Raw genomic sequence first — 17,024 nt, 5'->3', positions numbered from 1 at the left:
ACAGACACACTGGTAACCCTAAACTTCAGGGTTAGGGTTCGGGTCGGCGCTACGGACCGTCCCATTCGGCATCAGTCGCCGGTTCACGAAGCACACCGCTTCCCGTGATCCGACGACCCGTAACTCGAGGCGAGAGGCCTTCGACGTGGCAGCACCGCAGAACTACCTCGCAGTCATCAAAGTCATCGGTGTCGGCGGCGGTGGTGTCAATGCCATCAACCGGATGATCGAGGTCGGTCTCAAGGGCGTCGAGTTCATCGCTATCAACACCGACGCGCAAGCTCTGTTGATGAGCGACGCCGACGTCAAGCTCGACGTCGGCCGTGAACTCACCCGCGGACTCGGCGCCGGAGCCAACCCGGCCGTCGGCCGCAAGGCCGCCGAGGACCACCGTGAGGAGATCGAGGAGGTCCTCAAGGGGGCCGACATGGTCTTCGTGACGGCCGGTGAAGGCGGCGGCACCGGCACCGGCGGGGCGCCCGTCGTGGCCAACATCGCACGCTCCCTCGGCGCCCTCACCATCGGTGTGGTCACGCGCCCGTTCACCTTCGAGGGGCGCCGCCGCGCCAACCAGGCCGAGGACGGCATCGCCGAGCTCCGCGAAGAGGTCGACACCCTCATCGTCATCCCGAACGACCGGCTGCTGTCCATCTCGGACCGCCAGGTTTCGGTGCTCGACGCGTTCAAGTCGGCCGACCAGGTCCTCCTCTCCGGTGTCCAGGGCATCACCGACCTCATCACCACCCCGGGCCTCATCAACCTCGACTTCGCCGACGTCAAGTCGGTCATGTCGGAAGCCGGTTCGGCCCTCATGGGCATCGGCTCGGCCCGCGGCGACGACCGCGCGGTGGCCGCCGCCGAGATGGCCATCTCCTCGCCGCTCCTGGAGGCGTCCATCGACGGCGCCCGGGGCGTGCTGCTCTCCATCTCCGGTGGCTCCGACCTCGGCCTGTTCGAGATCAACGAGGCCGCCCAGCTGGTGAGCGAGGCCGCCCACCCGGAGGCCAACATCATCTTCGGCGCCGTCATCGACGACGCCCTCGGCGACGAGGTCCGGGTCACCGTGATCGCGGCCGGCTTCGACGGGGGCCAGCCGCCGGCCCGCCGGGACACCGTGCTCGGCTCGACCTCGTCCTCCTCGGGGCGCCGCGAAGAGCCCACTCCGGTACGGCAGCCCGAGAGCCGTCCGTCCTTCGGCTCGCTCGGCAGCGTCAAGCCGAAGGAGGAGCCGGAGCCGGAGCCCGAGCCGGTGGCCGACCTTCCGGTCGCCCCGCCGGTCCCGCCGTCGCGGACCTACGCCGACAGCGCGGCGGAGGAACTGGACGTCCCGGACTTCCTTAAGTGATCCTTCTGACGTGATAGGACAGCGCGACACCGTGAGCGGCGCGCACTTCGCCTTCACCGACCGGTGGGGCGGGGTGAGCGCCGCTCCGTATGAGCAGCTCAATCTCGGCGGGGCGGTCGGCGACGACACCGACGCCGTCCTGACCAATCGCGAGCTCGCCGCCAAGTCGCTCGGGCTCGACCCGGCCGACGTGGTCTGGATGAACCAGGTGCACGGCTCGGACGTCGCGGTGACCGACGGACCGTGGCGTGATCGTCCGGTGCCCGACGTCGACGCGATCGTCACGGCGCGCCGGGGTCTCGCCCTCGCCGTCCTCACGGCCGACTGCGTGCCGGTCCTGCTGGCCGACCCGGTCGCCGGGGTCGTCGCGGCCGCGCACGCGGGGCGGCCCGGCATGGTCGCGGGGGTCGTCCCGGCAGCGCTACGCGCGATGACCGAACTGGGGGCCGACCCCGCCCGGATCGTCGCCCGCACCGGCCCCGCCGTCTGCGGCCGGTGCTACGAGGTGCCGGAGGCGATGCGCGCCGAGGTGGCCGCCGTCGAGCCGGCGGCGTACGCCGAGACGCGTTGGGGCACACCCGCCGTGGATGTGGCCGCCGGGGTGCACGCGCAGCTCGCGCGGCTCGGCGTGCGCGACCGGGAGCAGTCGCCGGTGTGCACGCGGGAGTCGGACGACCACTTCTCCTACCGCCGCGACCGCACGACCGGTCGGCTGGCGAGCTATGTCTGGCTGGACTGAATGGACATGACGGACCGTAAGGGCGAACTCGCCGCGAACCTGGCGAAAGTGGAAGACCGGATCGCCGCGGCCTGCGCGGCCGCCGGGCGCCCCCGCGAGGAGGTGACCCTGATCGTGGTCACCAAGACCTATCCCGCGAGCGATGTGCGGTTCCTGTCGGAACTCGGGGTGCGCCACGTCGCCGAGAACCGCGATCAGGATGCGGCGCCGAAGGCCGCGGAATGCTCGGATCTGCCCCTTGCTTGGCATTTTGTCGGCCAGCTGCAGACCAACAAGGTGCGGTCCGTGGTCGGTTATGCGGATCTCGTGCAGTCCGTCGATCGTTCCAAGCTCGTGACGGCGCTGTCGAAGGAGGCCGTACGACAGGAGCGCGAGGTGGGCTGTCTCATCCAGGTGGCGCTGGACGCGGCGGAGAAGGAGCGGGGCGCGAGAGGTGGTGTGGCGCCGGGCGGGGTCGAGGAGTTGGCCGATCTCGTAGCGCTGGCTCCGGGGCTGCGGCTCGACGGGCTGATGACCGTCGCTCCGCTCACCGGGGAGTACGCGGGGCGCCAACAGGCGGCGTTCGAGCGGTTGATGGATTTGTCGACCGACCTGCGCCGAGCCCATCCGGCTGCGAACATGGTGTCGGCAGGGATGAGTGCGGATCTCGAAGAGGCCGTGGCGGCCGGTGCGACACATGTGCGCGTCGGCACTGCGGTACTCGGAGTCCGCCCCAGGCTCGGGTAACGTCGCCAAGAAGTCGGACCACAGCAGAAAATATGGTCAATGTCGCCGAAAGGCGGGCGTAACGACCACGTGGATCGCGGGCATTGGCAGTCGTCAGTCGATCCACCACAGAGCGGAGGACTCAGAGAATGGCCGGCGCGATGCGCAAGATGGCGGTCTACCTCGGCCTCGTGGAGGACGATGGGTACGACGGCCGGGGGTTCGACCCCGATGACGACTTCGAGCCCGAACTGGACCCGGAGCCCGAGCGGGACCACCGACGGCACGAGCCGTCGCACCAGTCGCACAGCGCACATCAGTCCCAAAGGGACGAAGAGGTGCGAATCGTGCAGCCGCCCGCGCCGCGTGAACCCGTGGCCCGATCGACTTCGCTACCCGCGGAATCCAGCCGCCCGGCGCGCATCGCGCCCGTGGCGTCCATCACACAAGAACGCGCAAGCCTGGAGAAGAACGCACCGGTGATCATGCCCAAGGTCGTGTCGGAACGAGAGCCTTACCGGATCACCACGCTTCACCCGCGGACCTACAACGAGGCCCGTACCATCGGGGAACACTTCCGTGAAGGCACCCCGGTGATCATGAATCTGACTGAGATGGATGACACAGACGCGAAGCGACTTGTCGACTTTGCGGCAGGTTTGGTGTTTGGTCTTCACGGAAGCATCGAGCGGGTGACCCAGAAGGTGTTCCTGTTGTCTCCTGCTAACGTCGATGTCACGGCGGAGGACAAGGCCCGCATCGCAGAGGGCGGGTTCTTCAACCAGAGCTGAGACGCACCACCGGAAAGACCGCACGAAACAGGGGAGAGGGAAGCACCGGACATGAGCGTGGTCCTGCAGGTTCTTTACATCGCGCTGATGGTGTTCCTCATCGTGCTCATCTTCCGGTTGGTCATGGACTACGTCTTCCAGTTCGCCCGCTCATGGCAACCCGGCAAGGCGATGGTGGTCGTTCTGGAGGCCACCTACACTGTCACTGATCCACCGTTGAAGCTTCTGCGGCGGGTCATCCCGCCGCTGCGTCTCGGGGGCGTGGCGCTCGACCTGTCCTTCTTCGTACTGATGATCATCGTCTACATCCTGATCACGCTCGTGCGGAGCGCGATGTGAGCGATGTGACAGATACGGTCTTGCCGACTGCCGACGACTACGTTGAGGTGAAGAGATGCCGTTGACCCCCGAGGACGTGCGGAACAAGCAGTTCACGACCGTCCGCCTCCGAGAAGGCTATGACGAGGACGAGGTCGATGCCTTCCTCGACGAGGTCGAAGCCGAACTGACCCGCCTGCTCCGCGAGAACGAGGACCTGCGCGCCAAGCTGGCCGCGGCCACGCGTGCTGCTGCCCAGAACCAGCAGAACATGCGCAAGCCTCCCGAGCAGCAGCAGGACCAGCAGCAGGGCGGCATGCCGCAGCAGGGCATGCGCGGTCCCGGGGCTCCTGTCCCCGCCGGGATATCGGGCCCGCCGCAGCAGCAGATGGGTGGCCCCATGGGTGGTCCGCCCCAGCTGCCGAGCGGTGCCCCGCAGCTGCCCGCCGGTCCCGGCGGTCAGGGTGGCCCGCAGGGTCCCGGTCCGATGGGCCAGGGTCCGGGGCCGATGGGCCAGCCCCCTATGCAGCAGATGGGTGGCCCGATGGGCGGTCCGATGGGTGGCCCCATGGGTGGCCCCGGTCAGGGCGGCCCCGGTGGCGACAGCGCCGCGCGCGTTCTGTCGCTTGCCCAGCAGACCGCCGACCAGGCGATCGCCGAGGCCCGTTCCGAGGCCAACAAGATCGTCGGCGAGGCGCGTTCGCGTGCCGAGGGTCTCGAGCGGGACGCCCGCGCCAAGGCTGACGCCCTGGAGCGGGACGCGCAGGAGAAGCACCGCGTCGCGATGGGCTCCCTGGAGTCCGCCCGCGCCACGCTGGAGCGCAAGGTCGAGGACCTGCGTGGCTTCGAGCGCGAGTACCGCACGCGGCTGAAGTCCTACCTCGAGTCCCAGCTGCGCCAGCTGGAGACCCAGTCGGACGACTCGCTCGCCCCGCCGCGCACCCCGGCCACGGCGTCCCTCCCGCCGTCCCCGGCGCCCTCCATGGCACCGGCCGGCGCGAGTGCCCCGTCGTACGGCGGCAACCAGACGATGGGCGGCGCCCCGTCTCCGGCTGCTCCGTCCTACGGTGGTCAGCAGCAGATGTCCCCGGCGATGACCCAGCCGATGGCACCGGTGCGGCCGCAGGGTCCGTCCCCGATGGGTCAGGCTCCCTCGCCGATGCGTGGGTTCCTGATCGACGAGGACGACAACTGACGGGCCCGCACGGCCAGTAGTACGCCGTAGGCGTCGGCAGCGTTCAGGGCGGGGCCCCGGATTTCGATCCGGGGCCCCGCCCTTTTGCTACGCGTGTTCACGGGGTTTGCGGTGTTTGTTCGGGGTTGGGTGCGGTGTACGACGCACACAACGCCGAAGGCCCGGGCCGACCAAGATTTTCTTGGGGCCCGGGCCTCTTTGGGGCGCGTGCCGCGCCCTGAGGGGCGCGGGGAACTGCGCGACCAGCCACTGACTACCCGCAGTCGCCAGGCAGACGTGTCCCGGCAGCCGCGACGGCGCAATCCAGCGGAGCGCTACGCCTTGCGCAGGCGGAACGTCAGGGCCAGGCCCTCGTCCGTGAACGGGGAACCGTACGTCTCGTCCGCCTCGCCCTGGGCGAAGTCTGTGGCGAGGACCTCCTCGGCGATCAACCCACTGTGCTCGGCAAGCGCAGCGATCGTCGCCGCGTCCGTCGCCGTCCAGCGCAGGGCGATCCGGTCGGCCACGTCGAGGCCGCTGTTCTTGCGGGCCTCCTGGATCAGGCGGATCGCGTCACGGGCCAGGCCCGCGCGACGGAGCTCCTCCGTGATCTCGAGGTCGAGGGCGACCGTGGCGCCGGAGTCGGAGGCGACCGACCAGCCCTCGCGCGGGGTCTCGGTGATGATCACCTCGTCCGGAGCGAGCGTGATCGTCTCGCCGTCGACCTCCACGGCCGCCGTGCCCTCGCGCAGGGCGAGGGAGAGGGCCGCCGCGTCCGCGTTCGCGATCGCCTTCGCCACGTCCTGGACGCGCTTTCCGAACCGCTTGCCCAGGGCGCGGAAGTTGGCCTTGGCGGTGGTGTCCACCAGGCTGCCGCCCACCTCGGACAGCGACGCCAGCGACGAGACGTTCAGCTCCTCGGTGATCTGCGTGTGCAGCTCGGGGTCGAGGGCCTCGAAGCCCGCGGCCGCGACCAGGGCACGGGACAGCGGCTGGCGCGTCTTGACGCCCGACTCCGCGCGCGTGGCGCGGCCCAGCTCGACCAGTCGGCGGACCAGAACCATCTGCTTCGACAGCTCCGGGTCGATCGACGACAGGTCCGCCTCCGGCCACGACGCCAGATGCACCGACTCCGGGGCGCCCGGCGTGACGGGGACGATCAGGTCCTGCCAGACCCGCTCGGTGATGAACGGGGTCAGCGGAGCCATCAGCTTGGTGACCGTCTCGACGACCTCGTGCAGGGTGCGCAGCGCCGCCTTGTCGCCCTGCCAGAAGCGGCGACGCGAGCGGCGCACGTACCAGTTCGACAGGTCGTCGACGAACGCCGACAGCAGCTTGCCGGCGCGCTGGGTGTCGTACGCCTCCAGGGACTGGGTCACCTGGTCGACCAGCGCGTGCAGTTCGGACAGCAGCCAGCGGTCAAGGACCGGGCGGTCGGCCGGAGCCGGGTCGGCCGCGCTCGGCGCCCACCCCGACGTACGGGCGTACAGGGCCTGGAAGGCGACCGTGTTCCAGTACGTGAGGAGCGTCTTGCGGACGACCTCCTGGATCGTGCCGTGGCCCACGCGGCGGGCCGCCCAAGGCGAGCCGCCGGCCGCCATGAACCACCGCACCGCGTCGGCGCCGTGCCGGTCCATCAGCGGGATCGGGTCCAGGGTGTTGCCCAGGTGCTTGGACATCTTGCGGCCGTCCTCGGCCAGGATGTGGCCGAGGCAGACGACGTTCTCGTACGACGACTTGTCGAAGACCAGCGTGCCGACCGCCATCAGCGTGTAGAACCAGCCGCGGGTCTGGTCGATGGCCTCGCTGATGAACTGCGCGGGGTAGCGGCTCTCGAAGAGCTCCTTGTTCTTGTGCGGGTAGCCCCACTGTGCGAACGGCATCGAGCCCGAGTCGTACCAGGCGTCGATGACCTCCGGCACGCGCGTGGCCGTCTTGCCGCAGCCGTCGTGGCGGCAGGCGAAGGTGACGTCGTCGATGTACGGGCGGTGCGGGTCGAGGCCCGACTGGTCGGTGCCGGTCAGCTCGGTGAGCTCCGCGCGCGAGCCGACGCAGGTGAGGTGGTCGTCCTCGCAGCGCCAGATCGGCAGCGGGGTGCCCCAGTAGCGGTTGCGGGACAGCGCCCAGTCGATGTTGTTCTGCAGCCAGTCGCCGAAGCGGCCGTGCTTCACGGTCTCCGGGTACCAGTTCGTCTTCTCGTTCTCTTCGAGGAGACGGTCCTTGACCGCCGTCGTGCGGATGTACCAGGACGGCTGTGCGTAGTAGAGGAGCGCGGTGTGGCAGCGCCAGCAGTGCGGGTAGCTGTGCTCGTACGGGATGTGCTTGAAGAGCAGACCGCGCTGCTGGAGGTCCTCGGTGAGCTTTTCGTCCGCCTTCTTGAAGAAGACGCCGCCGACCAGGGGCACGTCCTCGGCGAAGGTGCCGTCGGGGCGGACGGGGTTCACGACGGGCAGGTCGTACGCGCGGCAGACCTTGAGGTCGTCCTCACCGAAGGCGGGGGACTGGTGGACCAGACCCGTGCCGTCCTCGGTCGTGACGTACTCGGCGTTGACGACGAAATGGGCCGGTGCCGGGAACTCGACCAGCTCGAACGGTCGTTGATACGTCCAGCGCTCCATTTCGGCGCCGGTGAAGGTCTGGCCGGTGGTCTCCCAGCCCTCACCGAGGGCCTTGGCGACGAGCGGCTCGGCCACGACGAGCTTCTCCTCGCCGTCGGTCGCGACGACGTAGGTGACCTCGGGGTGCGCGGCCACGGCCGTGTTGGAGACGAGGGTCCAGGGCGTCGTCGTCCAGACCAGGAGCGCGGCTTCGCCGGCGAGCGGACCGGAGGTGAGCGGGAAACGGACGTACACCGAGGGGTCGACGACCGTTTCGTAGCCCTGCGCCAGCTCGTGGTCGGACAGGCCGGTGCCGCAGCGCGGGCACCAGGGGGCGACGCGGTGGTCCTGGACCAGCAGGCGCTTGTGGAAGATCTCCTTGAGCGACCACCAGACGGACTCGATGTACTCGGGGTCCATCGTGACGTAGGCGTCGCCCAGGTCGACCCAGTAGCCCATGCGGGTCGTGAGCGCTTCGAAGGCGTCGGTGTGGCGGAGCACGGACTCGCGGCACTTGGCGTTGAACTCGGCGATGCCGTATTCCTCGATGTCCTTCTTGCCGCTGAAGCCGAGCTCCTTCTCGACCGTCAGCTCCACCGGGAGGCCGTGGCAGTCCCAGCCGGCCTTGCGGGCCACGTGGTAGCCGCGCATCGTGCGGAAGCGGGGAAAGACGTCCTTGAAGACGCGGGCCTCGATGTGGTGGGCGCCGGGCATGCCGTTGGCGGTGGGCGGGCCCTCGTAGAACACCCACTCGGGGCGGCCCTCGGACTGCTCCAGGCTCTTGGCGAAGACCTTCTGCTCGCGCCAGAAGTCGAGCACGGCGTGCTCCAGCGCGGGCAGGTCGACCTGGGCGGGCACCTGGCGGTACGTCGGCGTTGTCATCAGCGAGCTTCCTCCGGCGGACTTGCTGCCTTCCGTCCGGAGGGACGAGAGCCGTGTCTTTCCGTACGCCGGTTTCGGCGCGCTCCCGCGGTACCACCCTCCTTGGCCCTCCGACGCCGGGTCTGCGTCGGTGAGCCCCCTCATTGGGGTCGCGATGCCGGTTCTACTGGCCGCGGCCTACGGCTGCGGTGTTCTTCCGGCGGCTCCGGGGTGATCTTCACGTCGCGCTCGCCCCCGGGCTTCCACCGTCCCCGGGTCGCTCTGGGCTGCGTACGTCGCTACTCGTCCCCATCCACGCTGTTCGCTCCGCCCAGTGTACGGCGCCGCGCCGACAGCGGCCGACCGGATTTCCGGGGCATGGAGGCGCGGATCGTGTTCGGGCCGCGATGACCCGAATGGTGCGGTACGCGTGTTCGGATTCTGGGACGTCCGGCTCGGCGGCATACCCCGCGGGGAGCTGGGCACAACGCATGCAGGTCGGCCGCGCGACATGCGCGAGGCGGGCGAATCGGGCGGTGTGCCCCGTTGCCGCGGGACTCAAGTCGATTTATCGTCCCAGCACGATTCGCGAGCAAGATCACAATATGTGAAGGGGCCGCGGCATGGTGGCGAAGAAGACCGCCGTACAGCAGTCGGCGTCGGGCCGGTCCACCCATGCGAGTGCCTCCGGCGGTGCGGCCAAGGACGTGGGCGGGAAGAAGAGTGCGCAGGGGGGCTCCGCGGGGGCGCGGGACGGTAAGCCGGTGAAGACGGTGCCAGGGGCCGCCGAGTCGGCGGCGAAGAACGCCGAGAAGAGGACAGGGGCGCGGGCGGGAGCCAAGGAGGGGGTCAAGGCGGGGGTCAAGAAGGCGGCGGAGGCGGCCACCAAGGAAGGTGCGAAGAAGGCGGTCGTTGCCAAGGCCTCGGCGACCAGGACCTCGGCTCTCAAGGCAGCCGGCGGGAAGGCGGCCGTATCGAGGACCGCCGCCAAGGAGGGCGCCGCCAGGGAGGGCGCCGCCAAGGAGGGCGCCGCCAAGGAGGGCGCCGCCGAAAAGGGCGCCACCGGGAAGGGCGCCACCGGGAAGGGTGCCGCTGAGAAAGCCACGTCCAAGAAGCCGGCCGCTGCCAAGGGGGCCCCTTCGAAGAGGGCGGCCGAGGGGGCGGCCGCCAGGAAGGCGGCGAGCAAGAAGACCGCGAAGGCGGCCAAGACCGTGAAGGCGGCGAAGACCGCCAAGGCCGCGACGAGCGTGAAGGCGGCGAAGACCGTGTCCAAGGGCAGGGCGGCCGAGGAAGGTGCGGCCAAGAAGGCCGTCGCCGAGGAAGCGGTGCCCGGGAAGGCGGCCGGGGAGAAGGGCGTCGGTGTGACGGGGGGCGTCGAGGAAGGCGGCGCTGTGGAGAAGAGCACCTCCAAGAGGAGCGCGGCCAGGAAGAGCGCGGCCGCGGATCGGGCGGCCGAGAAGGCGGTCGCCAAGAGCACGTCCAAGAAGGCGGGCGCGGCGCAGGCCGCGGAGCAGACGGGAGCCACGACAGTGGTTGCGAAGAAGACTCCTGGCACGGCCACGGCGGCGAAGACCGCCGTTCCCAAGGCACGCATCGCCGCGGCGGTGGAGCCCGGCGAGCTCGCGGTACGCCCCGGCGAGGACCCCTGGACCGCGGAAGAGGTCGAGGAGGCACGGGCGGAGCTGCTGTCCGAGGTGATGCGGCTGCGCGACGAGATCACGTCGTCCGAGCAGTCGCTCGTCGGCCTGATGCGGGACTCCGGGGACGGCGCCGGCGACGACCAGGCGGACACCGGTGCCAAGAACATCACGCGTGAGCACGAGCTGGCACTCGCCGCCAACGCGCGCGAGATGCTCACTCAGGCCGAGCGCGCCCTGGAGCGGCTCGACGCGGGCACCTACGGCCTGTGCGAGAACTGCGGCAACCCGATCGGCAAGGCGCGGATGCAGGCCTTCCCGCGCGCGACCCTGTGCGTCGAGTGCAAGCAGAAGCAAGAACGCCGGTACTGACCGTGACAAGAAGGCCGGTGCCGACCGGCATCCGGGTGCCGCCGGACGTGTCGTACTCTCGTCCTCAGTCAGGTACCTAGGTCGAAGGACTCACGTGGCAGAGGCGGAGCGCATCATCGGTACGCCGAATACCCCAGAGGCGGCGGGAGCCGAGCCGGAGCAGTCCGACGAGAAGGCGAAGGACGCCGGGGCCGAGCGGCCCCGGGGCAGGCGCCGGATCGCCGTGCTGTTCGGGGTCGCCGCCTTCGCGTACGTCCTCGACCTGGTCAGCAAGATGATCGTGGTCGCCAAGCTGGAGCACCACCCGCCGATCGAGATCATCGGGGACTGGCTGAAGTTCGAGGCGATCCGCAACGCGGGCGCGGCCTTCGGCTTCGGTGAGGCGTTCACCGTGATCTTCACGCTGATCGCCGCGGCCGTGATCGTGGTGATCGCCCGGCTCGCCCGCAAGCTGTACAGCCTGCCCTGGGCGATCGCGCTCGGCCTGCTGCTCGGCGGTGCGCTCGGCAACCTCACCGACCGGATCTTCCGCTCGCCGGGCGTCTTCGAGGGCGCGGTCGTGGACTTCATCGCGCCCAAGCACTTCGCCGTGTTCAACCTGGCCGACTCGGCGATCGTGTGCGGCGGCATCCTGATCGTGCTGCTGTCGTTCAGGGGGCTGGACCCCGACGGCACCGTCCACAAGGACTGAGCGCGCGTTCGGGACTGTCTCACCCGTCCGGCATACTCGACGGGTGAGCACGATTCCCGAGATCCGTACCCTGCCCGTGCCCGACGGCCTGGAGGGCGAGCGCGTCGACGCCGCCATCTCCCGCATGTTCGGCTTCTCCCGCACCAAGGCGGCCGAGCTCGCCGCCGCGGGGAAGGTCACGGTCGACGGGTCGGTGGTCGGCAAGTCCGAGCGGGTGAGCGGCGGGGCCTGGCTCGAGGTGGAGATGCCGCAGGCGCCCGCGCCGGTGCAGGTCGTCGCCGAGCCGGTCGAGGGCATGGAGATCGTGCACGACGACGATGACGTGGTGGTGATCGTCAAGCCGGTCGGCGTCGCCGCGCACCCGTCGCCGGGCTGGAGCGGACCGACGGTCATCGGCGGGCTGGCCGCGGCCGGGTACCGGATCTCCACGTCCGGTGCGGCCGAGCGCCAGGGCATCGTGCACCGGCTCGACGTGGGCACCTCCGGGCTGATGGTCGTCGCCAAGTCGGAGTACGCGTACACGTCGCTCAAGCGCCAGTTCAAGGAGCGCACGGTCGACAAGCGGTACCACACGCTGGTCCAGGGCCACCCCGACCCCACCAGCGGCACCATCGACGCGCCCATCGGCCGCCACCCCAACCACGACTACAAGTGGGCGGTCACGGCCGAAGGCAAGCCGTCCGTCACGCACTACGACCTCATCGAGGCGTTCCGCGCGGCCTCGCTGCTCGACGTGAAGCTGGAGACCGGCCGCACCCACCAGATCCGCGTCCACATGGCGGCCCACCGCCACCCCTGCGTCGGCGACCTGACCTACGGCGCCGACCCGACGCTCGCCAAGCGCCTGCGGCTGACCCGCCAGTGGCTGCACGCGGTACGCCTCGGCTTCGAGCACCCCGGGGACGGCCAGTGGGCCGAGTTCGAGAGCGACTACCCCGCCGACCTGCAGAAGGCCCTGGACCAGGTCCGCGAGGAGACCTGGGCATGAGCGCTCCGTCGCATGTCGCGGCCGATTCGTCGTACGTCGTGCGCGTGGCCGAGGACCCCGCCGACCGCGAGGCGTGCTTCGCCGTGCGCAAGGAGGTCTTCGTCGTCGAGCAGGGCGTCCCGCAGGAGATCGAGTACGACGCCTACGACGCCGGTGCCGTGCATGTGCTGGCCGTCCGGGAGGACGGCGTGCCGCTCGGGACCGGGCGGCTGTTGCACGGGGAGGCGGCGGCGTCCAAGGTCGGCGGTGACCCGTCCGTGGGGTCGCTGGGGCGGCTCGCCGTGACCCAGGAGGCGCGCGGACTCGGCGTCGGGGCGGCCTTGGTGCGGGCCATCGAGGAGGCGGCACGCGTGCGTGGCCTCACGGCCGTGGACCTGCACGCGCAGACGCATGCGCTGGGCTTCTACGAGCGGCTGGGGTACGTGGCGTACGGACCGGAGTTCCCGGATGCGGGGATACCGCACCGGGCGATGCGGCGCGCTCTGTAGGCGAGGGCCCGTAGGCGCTGGTGAGAAGGGTGCCGTGGCAGGCTTGAGGTCTGCCCTGTGGACGCCGCTAGCACCGGAGCGCTGACCGTGGATCAGTTGGCCCTGTTCTTCGTGCTGTTGCTCGGCGCCCTGGTGAGTGTCCCGGTGGGGGACCGGCTCCGGTTGCCGGCGCCGGTGCTGATGACGTTGCTCGGGTCGTGCTCGCCTTGCTCGACTTCGTGCCGAACGTCGATGTCCCGCCGGATCTGATCCTGCCGCTGCTGTTGCCGCCGCTGCTCTACGCCGCCGTACGGCGGACCTCGTGGCGGCAGTTCGCGGCCAATGTACGACCCATCTTCCTGCTGGCCGTGGCGCTGGTGTTCGTCACGACGGTGTGCGTGGCCGCGGTCGCCCACGCGATCGTGCCGGGGCTGCCGATCGCCGCCGCCGTGGCGCTGGGCGCCCTCGTCGCGCCGCCCGATCCGGTCGCGGCGACCGCCGTCGCCGGGCAGCTCGGGCTGCCGCGGCGGCTGGTGTCCATCCTGGAGGGCGAGGGGCTCTTCAACGACGTGACGGCCATCGTGCTGTACCACGTGGCGATCGCGGCCGCCGTGAGCGGCACGTTCTCGCCGTGGCAGGCCGGACTCGACCTGGTGCTGTCCGCCGTGGTGGCCCTGGCCGTCGGGCTCGCCCTGGGCTGGGGCGCCAACAAGCTGATGGACCTGCTCGGGGACGCCACCCTGCAGATCGGGCTGACCCTGCTCGTGCCGTACGCCTCGTACGTGCTGGCCGAGGAGCTCCACGGCTCGGGTGTGCTCGCCGTGCTGACGACCGCCCTGTTCCTCGCCGAGTACGCCACCGACGCCGACGACGTGATGACGCGGCTGGCCGGGCACGCCTTCTGGGACATCGTCGACACGCTGGTCACCGGTGTCGCGTTCGGGCTGATCGGGCTCGAACTGCACAACGCCGTGCGGACGGCGTCCGGGCGGTGGGGCGAGATGCTCGGCTGGGCGGCCACGGTGGTCGGGGTCGTCGTCCTGGTGCGGCTGCTGTGGCTGCTGCCGGCCACCTGGCTCACCCAGCGGATGCACGCGAAACGGGACTACGACGAGGAAATCCCCGTGAGCCGGCGCGAGACCGTCGTGATGTGGTGGTCGGGCATGCGCGGCGTCGCCTCGGTGGCCCTCGCGCTGGCCGTTCCGCTGGAGACGGACTCGGGCGCCGCCTTCCCCGACCGGGACGAGATCGTGTTCATCGCGTTCGGCGTGATCATGGCGACGCTGGTGGCCCAGGGCCTGACCTTGCCCTGGCTGGTGAAACGGCTCGGGGTGCGCGCCGACAGCGAGCGCGAGAAGGAGCTGGAGAGGCAACTGGCGGTGCGGGCGGCCAAGGCGGCGAAGCGGCGGCTGAAGGAGATCGAGGCCGTCGAGGAGCTGCCGGAGGAGCTGTCCGAGCAGATGCTGCGCCGGGCGTTCGAGATCGGGGTGCGGATCAGCCCGGAGATGGGCGAGGAGGAGCGCAGGGAGGCGCATCAGCAGCGGGTGCGGCGCTTGAAGCGGGTACGGCGGATCCAGGGGGAGCTGCTGAGCGCGGCGCGCCACGAGGTGCTGGCGGCACGCAGTGAGCCGGGCGCCGATCCGGAGGTGGTGGACCGGGTGCTGCGGCATTTGGACGTGCGCAGTATGCGGTGATCGTGCCGCCGGCCACCGTCTCTTCGTACGATCTGATCATGGCTCGCAATGTGGTGATCAGTGGTGGCGGTACGGGAATCGGGCTCGCGGCGGCGCAGCTGTTCGCGGCGGAGGGGGATCAGGTGCTGCTGCTCGGGCGGCGCGCCGAGGTGCTGGAAGCGGCCGCCGTGCCCGGGGCGCTCACCTACGCGGCCGACCTGAGCAAGGTGAGCGGCGTGCGCGGGGTGGAGCGCTTCGTGGCGACCGAGTTCGGCACCGTGGACGTACTGATCCACAGCGCCGGAGGCTCCGGGTACCTCGAGCCCAAGGTGGACAGCGACGAGCCCCTCGACGTCGTCCTGCACAACTGGACCCTCAACTTCGGCCTCAACACCCTGACCGCGGCCCTGCTCACCGAGGCACTCAAGGACCGGCTCGCCGACCCCGGCGGGCGGGTGCTGTTCCTCAGCTCGATCGCCGCCTTCCGGGGGTCGGGCAGCGGGGCGTACGCGGCGTCCAAGGCGGCGCTGCATCCGTACGTCCATGATCTGGCCCGCAGGCTGGGGCCGCGCGGCATCACCGTGAACGCGGTCGCGCCCGGCTATGTCGAGGACACCGAGTTCTTCGGCGACGGGATGGACGAGCAGCGGCGCGCGCGGCTCATCGCCGAGACCTCGACCGGACGGGCCGGTACGCCGGGGGACGTCGCCGCGACCCTGCACTGGCTGGCGTCCCACGCGGCGGGGCACATCACCTCTCAGATCATCCAGGTCAACGGCGGAGCCGAGCGCGGTCACTGAGACGCCCAGGAGCGGTCAAGGCCGGTCAAGGACGTCCGGAGGCGGTCGGTGGAGGTCAGGCACGGTCCGGGCGCGCCGCCGGCTGATGGTCGTGCTGATGGGTGCGGCGGGCCGGGATGCGGCCGGAGACGGAGCCAGGGACGGGGAAGCCGGGCGGCAGCGCCGCGTCCGCCGCGTTGACGCGCGGCAGCGCGTACGGGTGCCGCTCGACCAGCCAGCGGAGCAGCTGCTCGCGCACGGTGACCCGGACCGTCCACAGGTCGTCCGCGTCCTTGGCCGTGACCAGGGCGCGCACCTCCATGGTGCTCGGCGTGGAGTCGGTGACGACCAGCCCGTAGTCGCGGCCGTCCCAGGCCGGGCACGCGCGCAGGATGTCACGCAGCTGCTCGCGCATCTTCTCCATGGGCGCCGAGTGGTCGACGTGGAGGAAGACGGTGCCGGTCATCTGGGCGCCGCCGCGCGACCAGTTCTCGAAGGCCTTCGCGGTGAAGTACGACACCGGCATCGTGATCCGGCGCTCGTCCCACGTCCGCACCGTCAGGAACGTCAGCGTGATCTCCTCGACCGTGCCCCACTCGCCGTCCACCACGACCGTGTCCCCGATGCGCACCATGTCGCCGAAGGCGATCTGCAGCCCGGCGAACATGTTGCTCAGCGTGGACTGGGCGGCGACACCGGCGACGATGCCGAGGATGCCGGCCGAGGCCAGCAGCGAGGCGCCGGCCGCGCGGAACGCCGGGAACGTCAGCAGCATCGCCGCCACGGCCACCACGCCGACGACCGCCGACACCACGCGCATGATCAACGTCACCTGCGTGCGCACCCGCCGCACCCGGGCCGGATCGCGGTGCATGCGCGCGTAGCGGCTGTACGAGGTCTCGACGACGGCAGCTGCGATGCGGATCGCCAGCCAGGCCGCCGCCCCGATCAGCACCAGCGTCAGCACCCGGCCGATGCCGACCTCGTGCTCCTCCAGCAGCTCCGCCTCGTCGTACGACCCTCTGAGCAGGGCCGCGCAGAGCACGAGCTGGTAGGGGATGCGGGCGCGGCGCAGCAGACCCCACAGCGGCGTCTCGCTGTGCCGTTCGTCGGCCTTGCGCATCAGGCGGTCGGTGGCCCACCCGATGATCAGGGTGAGCAGGACCGAGCCACCGATCACGATCAGCGGTCGGAGTATCGTCTCCATCCCCCGAACGTAACCACCCGAGGGGGGTCATGAACATGTGCGCTACTGAGGCGCTGGTCACGGCGTTGTCGTACCCGGCTGGCACGATGGCCTCATGAACATCATGCTCTTTCACTCGACCCATGGCCTCAGGCCCGCGGTGCGCCAGGCCGCGGACCGGCTGCGCGCCGCCGGACACGAGGTGTGGACGCCGGACCTCTTCGAGGGGCGCACGTTCGAGACGGTCGAGGAGGGCATGGAGTTCAACGAGCAGGTCGGCAAGGACGAGCTGCTGAAGCGGGCCGTGCTCGCCGCCGCGCCCTACTCGGAGCGCGGGCTGGTCTACGCCGGGTTCTCGCTCGGCGCCTCCATCGCCCAGACCCTCGCGCTCGGCGACGAGAAGGCCCGCGGCCTGCTGCTCCTGCACGGCACGTCGGACATCGCGCCGAACGCCTCGGTGGACGACCTGCCGGTCCAGCTGCATGTCGCCGAGCCGGACCCGTTCGAGACGGACGACTGGCTGAGCGCCTGGTATCTGCAGATGGGGAGAGCGGGCGCCGACGTCGAGGTGTACAGATACGCCGGGGCCGGCCACCTCTACACCGACCCCGGCCTGCCGGACTACGACGAGGAGGCCGCCGAGGCCACCTGGCGGGTGGCGCTCGGCTTCCTCGACTCGCTCTAGCGGCTCACCGCACGGC

General features: G+C 70.4%; 14 protein-coding genes and 1 pseudogene. 13 read left to right on the top strand and 2 right to left on the bottom strand.

Features of this window, described 5'->3' with window-relative positions; all coding sequences use genetic code 11:
• The first annotated feature begins 145 nt into the window (after positions 1–145).
• The 6 genes from ftsZ to ACIBU0_RS23995 all read left to right on the top strand — a co-directional run bounded on the left by ftsZ (position 146) and on the right by ACIBU0_RS23995 (position 5,093).
• Positions 146–1,345, top strand: coding sequence for a cell division protein FtsZ (gene ftsZ, locus ACIBU0_RS24020; RefSeq protein ID WP_398821579.1), 1,200 nt, complete (start codon positions 146–148; stop codon positions 1,343–1,345).
• A gap of 10 nt (positions 1,346–1,355) precedes the next feature.
• A complete protein-coding gene (pgeF, locus tag ACIBU0_RS24015) occupies positions 1,356–2,084 on the top strand; it encodes a peptidoglycan editing factor PgeF (protein ID WP_398821577.1) in 729 nt (242 codons plus the stop codon).
• 6 nt (positions 2,085–2,090) lie between these two features.
• Entirely contained in the window at positions 2,091–2,810 is a 720-nt protein-coding gene (locus tag ACIBU0_RS24010; RefSeq protein WP_398821575.1) for a YggS family pyridoxal phosphate-dependent enzyme, read from the top strand.
• 128 nt (positions 2,811–2,938) lie between these two features.
• Positions 2,939–3,580, top strand: coding sequence for a cell division protein SepF (locus ACIBU0_RS24005; RefSeq protein WP_031483359.1), 642 nt, complete (start codon positions 2,939–2,941; stop codon positions 3,578–3,580).
• A 51-nt stretch (positions 3,581–3,631) separates the two neighbouring features.
• A complete protein-coding gene (locus ACIBU0_RS24000; RefSeq protein ID WP_004001943.1) occupies positions 3,632–3,919 on the top strand; it encodes a YggT family protein in 288 nt (95 codons plus the stop codon).
• 55 nt (positions 3,920–3,974) lie between these two features.
• On the top strand, positions 3,975–5,093 hold the full coding sequence (locus tag ACIBU0_RS23995) for a DivIVA domain-containing protein (protein WP_398821572.1): 1,119 nt from the start codon (positions 3,975–3,977) through the stop codon (positions 5,091–5,093).
• 314 nt (positions 5,094–5,407) lie between these two features.
• On the opposite strand, the gene ileS is transcribed toward ACIBU0_RS23995, so the two are convergent.
• Positions 5,408–8,551 (bottom strand): isoleucine--tRNA ligase, encoded by a 3,144-nt coding sequence (ileS, locus tag ACIBU0_RS23990; protein ID WP_398821570.1) that lies wholly within the window; start codon positions 8,549–8,551, stop codon positions 5,408–5,410.
• Between the two features lie 602 nt (positions 8,552–9,153).
• On the opposite strand from ileS, the gene ACIBU0_RS23985 reads away from it, so the two are divergent.
• From ACIBU0_RS23985 to ACIBU0_RS23960, 6 genes and pseudogenes are all read left to right on the top strand, one after another.
• The gene (locus ACIBU0_RS23985) at positions 9,154–10,539 is read left to right on the top strand and encodes a TraR/DksA C4-type zinc finger protein (RefSeq protein WP_398821568.1); all 1,386 of its coding nucleotides are present in this window, start codon (positions 9,154–9,156) and stop codon (positions 10,537–10,539) included.
• A 94-nt stretch (positions 10,540–10,633) separates the two neighbouring features.
• Complete coding sequence (lspA, locus tag ACIBU0_RS23980) at positions 10,634–11,230, top strand: signal peptidase II (protein WP_398821566.1); 597 nt, start codon at positions 10,634–10,636, stop codon at positions 11,228–11,230.
• 43 nt (positions 11,231–11,273) lie between these two features.
• The gene (locus ACIBU0_RS23975; protein WP_398821563.1) at positions 11,274–12,218 is read left to right on the top strand and encodes an RluA family pseudouridine synthase; all 945 of its coding nucleotides are present in this window, start codon (positions 11,274–11,276) and stop codon (positions 12,216–12,218) included.
• Positions 12,215–12,706, top strand: a complete 492-nt coding sequence (locus tag ACIBU0_RS23970; protein ID WP_398821561.1) for a GNAT family N-acetyltransferase — start codon at positions 12,215–12,217, stop codon at positions 12,704–12,706. Before ACIBU0_RS23975 ends, ACIBU0_RS23970 begins: the two co-directional genes overlap by 4 nt.
• Positions 12,707–12,793: 87 nt before the next feature.
• Positions 12,794–14,379: pseudogene (locus ACIBU0_RS23965) on the top strand (Na+/H+ antiporter).
• 38 nt (positions 14,380–14,417) lie between these two features.
• Positions 14,418–15,158: an SDR family NAD(P)-dependent oxidoreductase gene (locus ACIBU0_RS23960; RefSeq protein WP_398821559.1), complete on the top strand. Its 741-nt coding sequence runs from the start codon at positions 14,418–14,420 to the stop codon at positions 15,156–15,158.
• 55 nt (positions 15,159–15,213) lie between these two features.
• Here the strand turns inward: ACIBU0_RS23960 and ACIBU0_RS23955 are convergent, their stop codons facing one another.
• Positions 15,214–16,344 carry a mechanosensitive ion channel family protein gene (locus tag ACIBU0_RS23955; RefSeq protein ID WP_398821557.1) on the bottom strand — a complete coding sequence of 377 codons (1,131 nt, stop codon included), beginning with the start codon at positions 16,342–16,344 and terminating at the stop codon, positions 15,214–15,216.
• Positions 16,345–16,438: 94 nt separating this feature from the next.
• Between ACIBU0_RS23955 and ACIBU0_RS23950 the strand changes: the two genes are divergently transcribed.
• A complete protein-coding gene (locus ACIBU0_RS23950; RefSeq protein ID WP_398821555.1) occupies positions 16,439–17,008 on the top strand; it encodes a dienelactone hydrolase family protein in 570 nt (189 codons plus the stop codon).
• Positions 17,009–17,024: the final 16 nt, after the last annotated feature.

It is taken from the genome of Streptomyces sp. NPDC049627 (genome assembly GCF_044465645.1).
Lineage (GTDB): Bacteria > Actinomycetota > Actinomycetes > Streptomycetales > Streptomycetaceae > Streptomyces.
The sequence above is the reverse complement of the archived record's forward strand: the minus strand, read 5'-3'. Positions and strand labels throughout refer to the sequence as shown.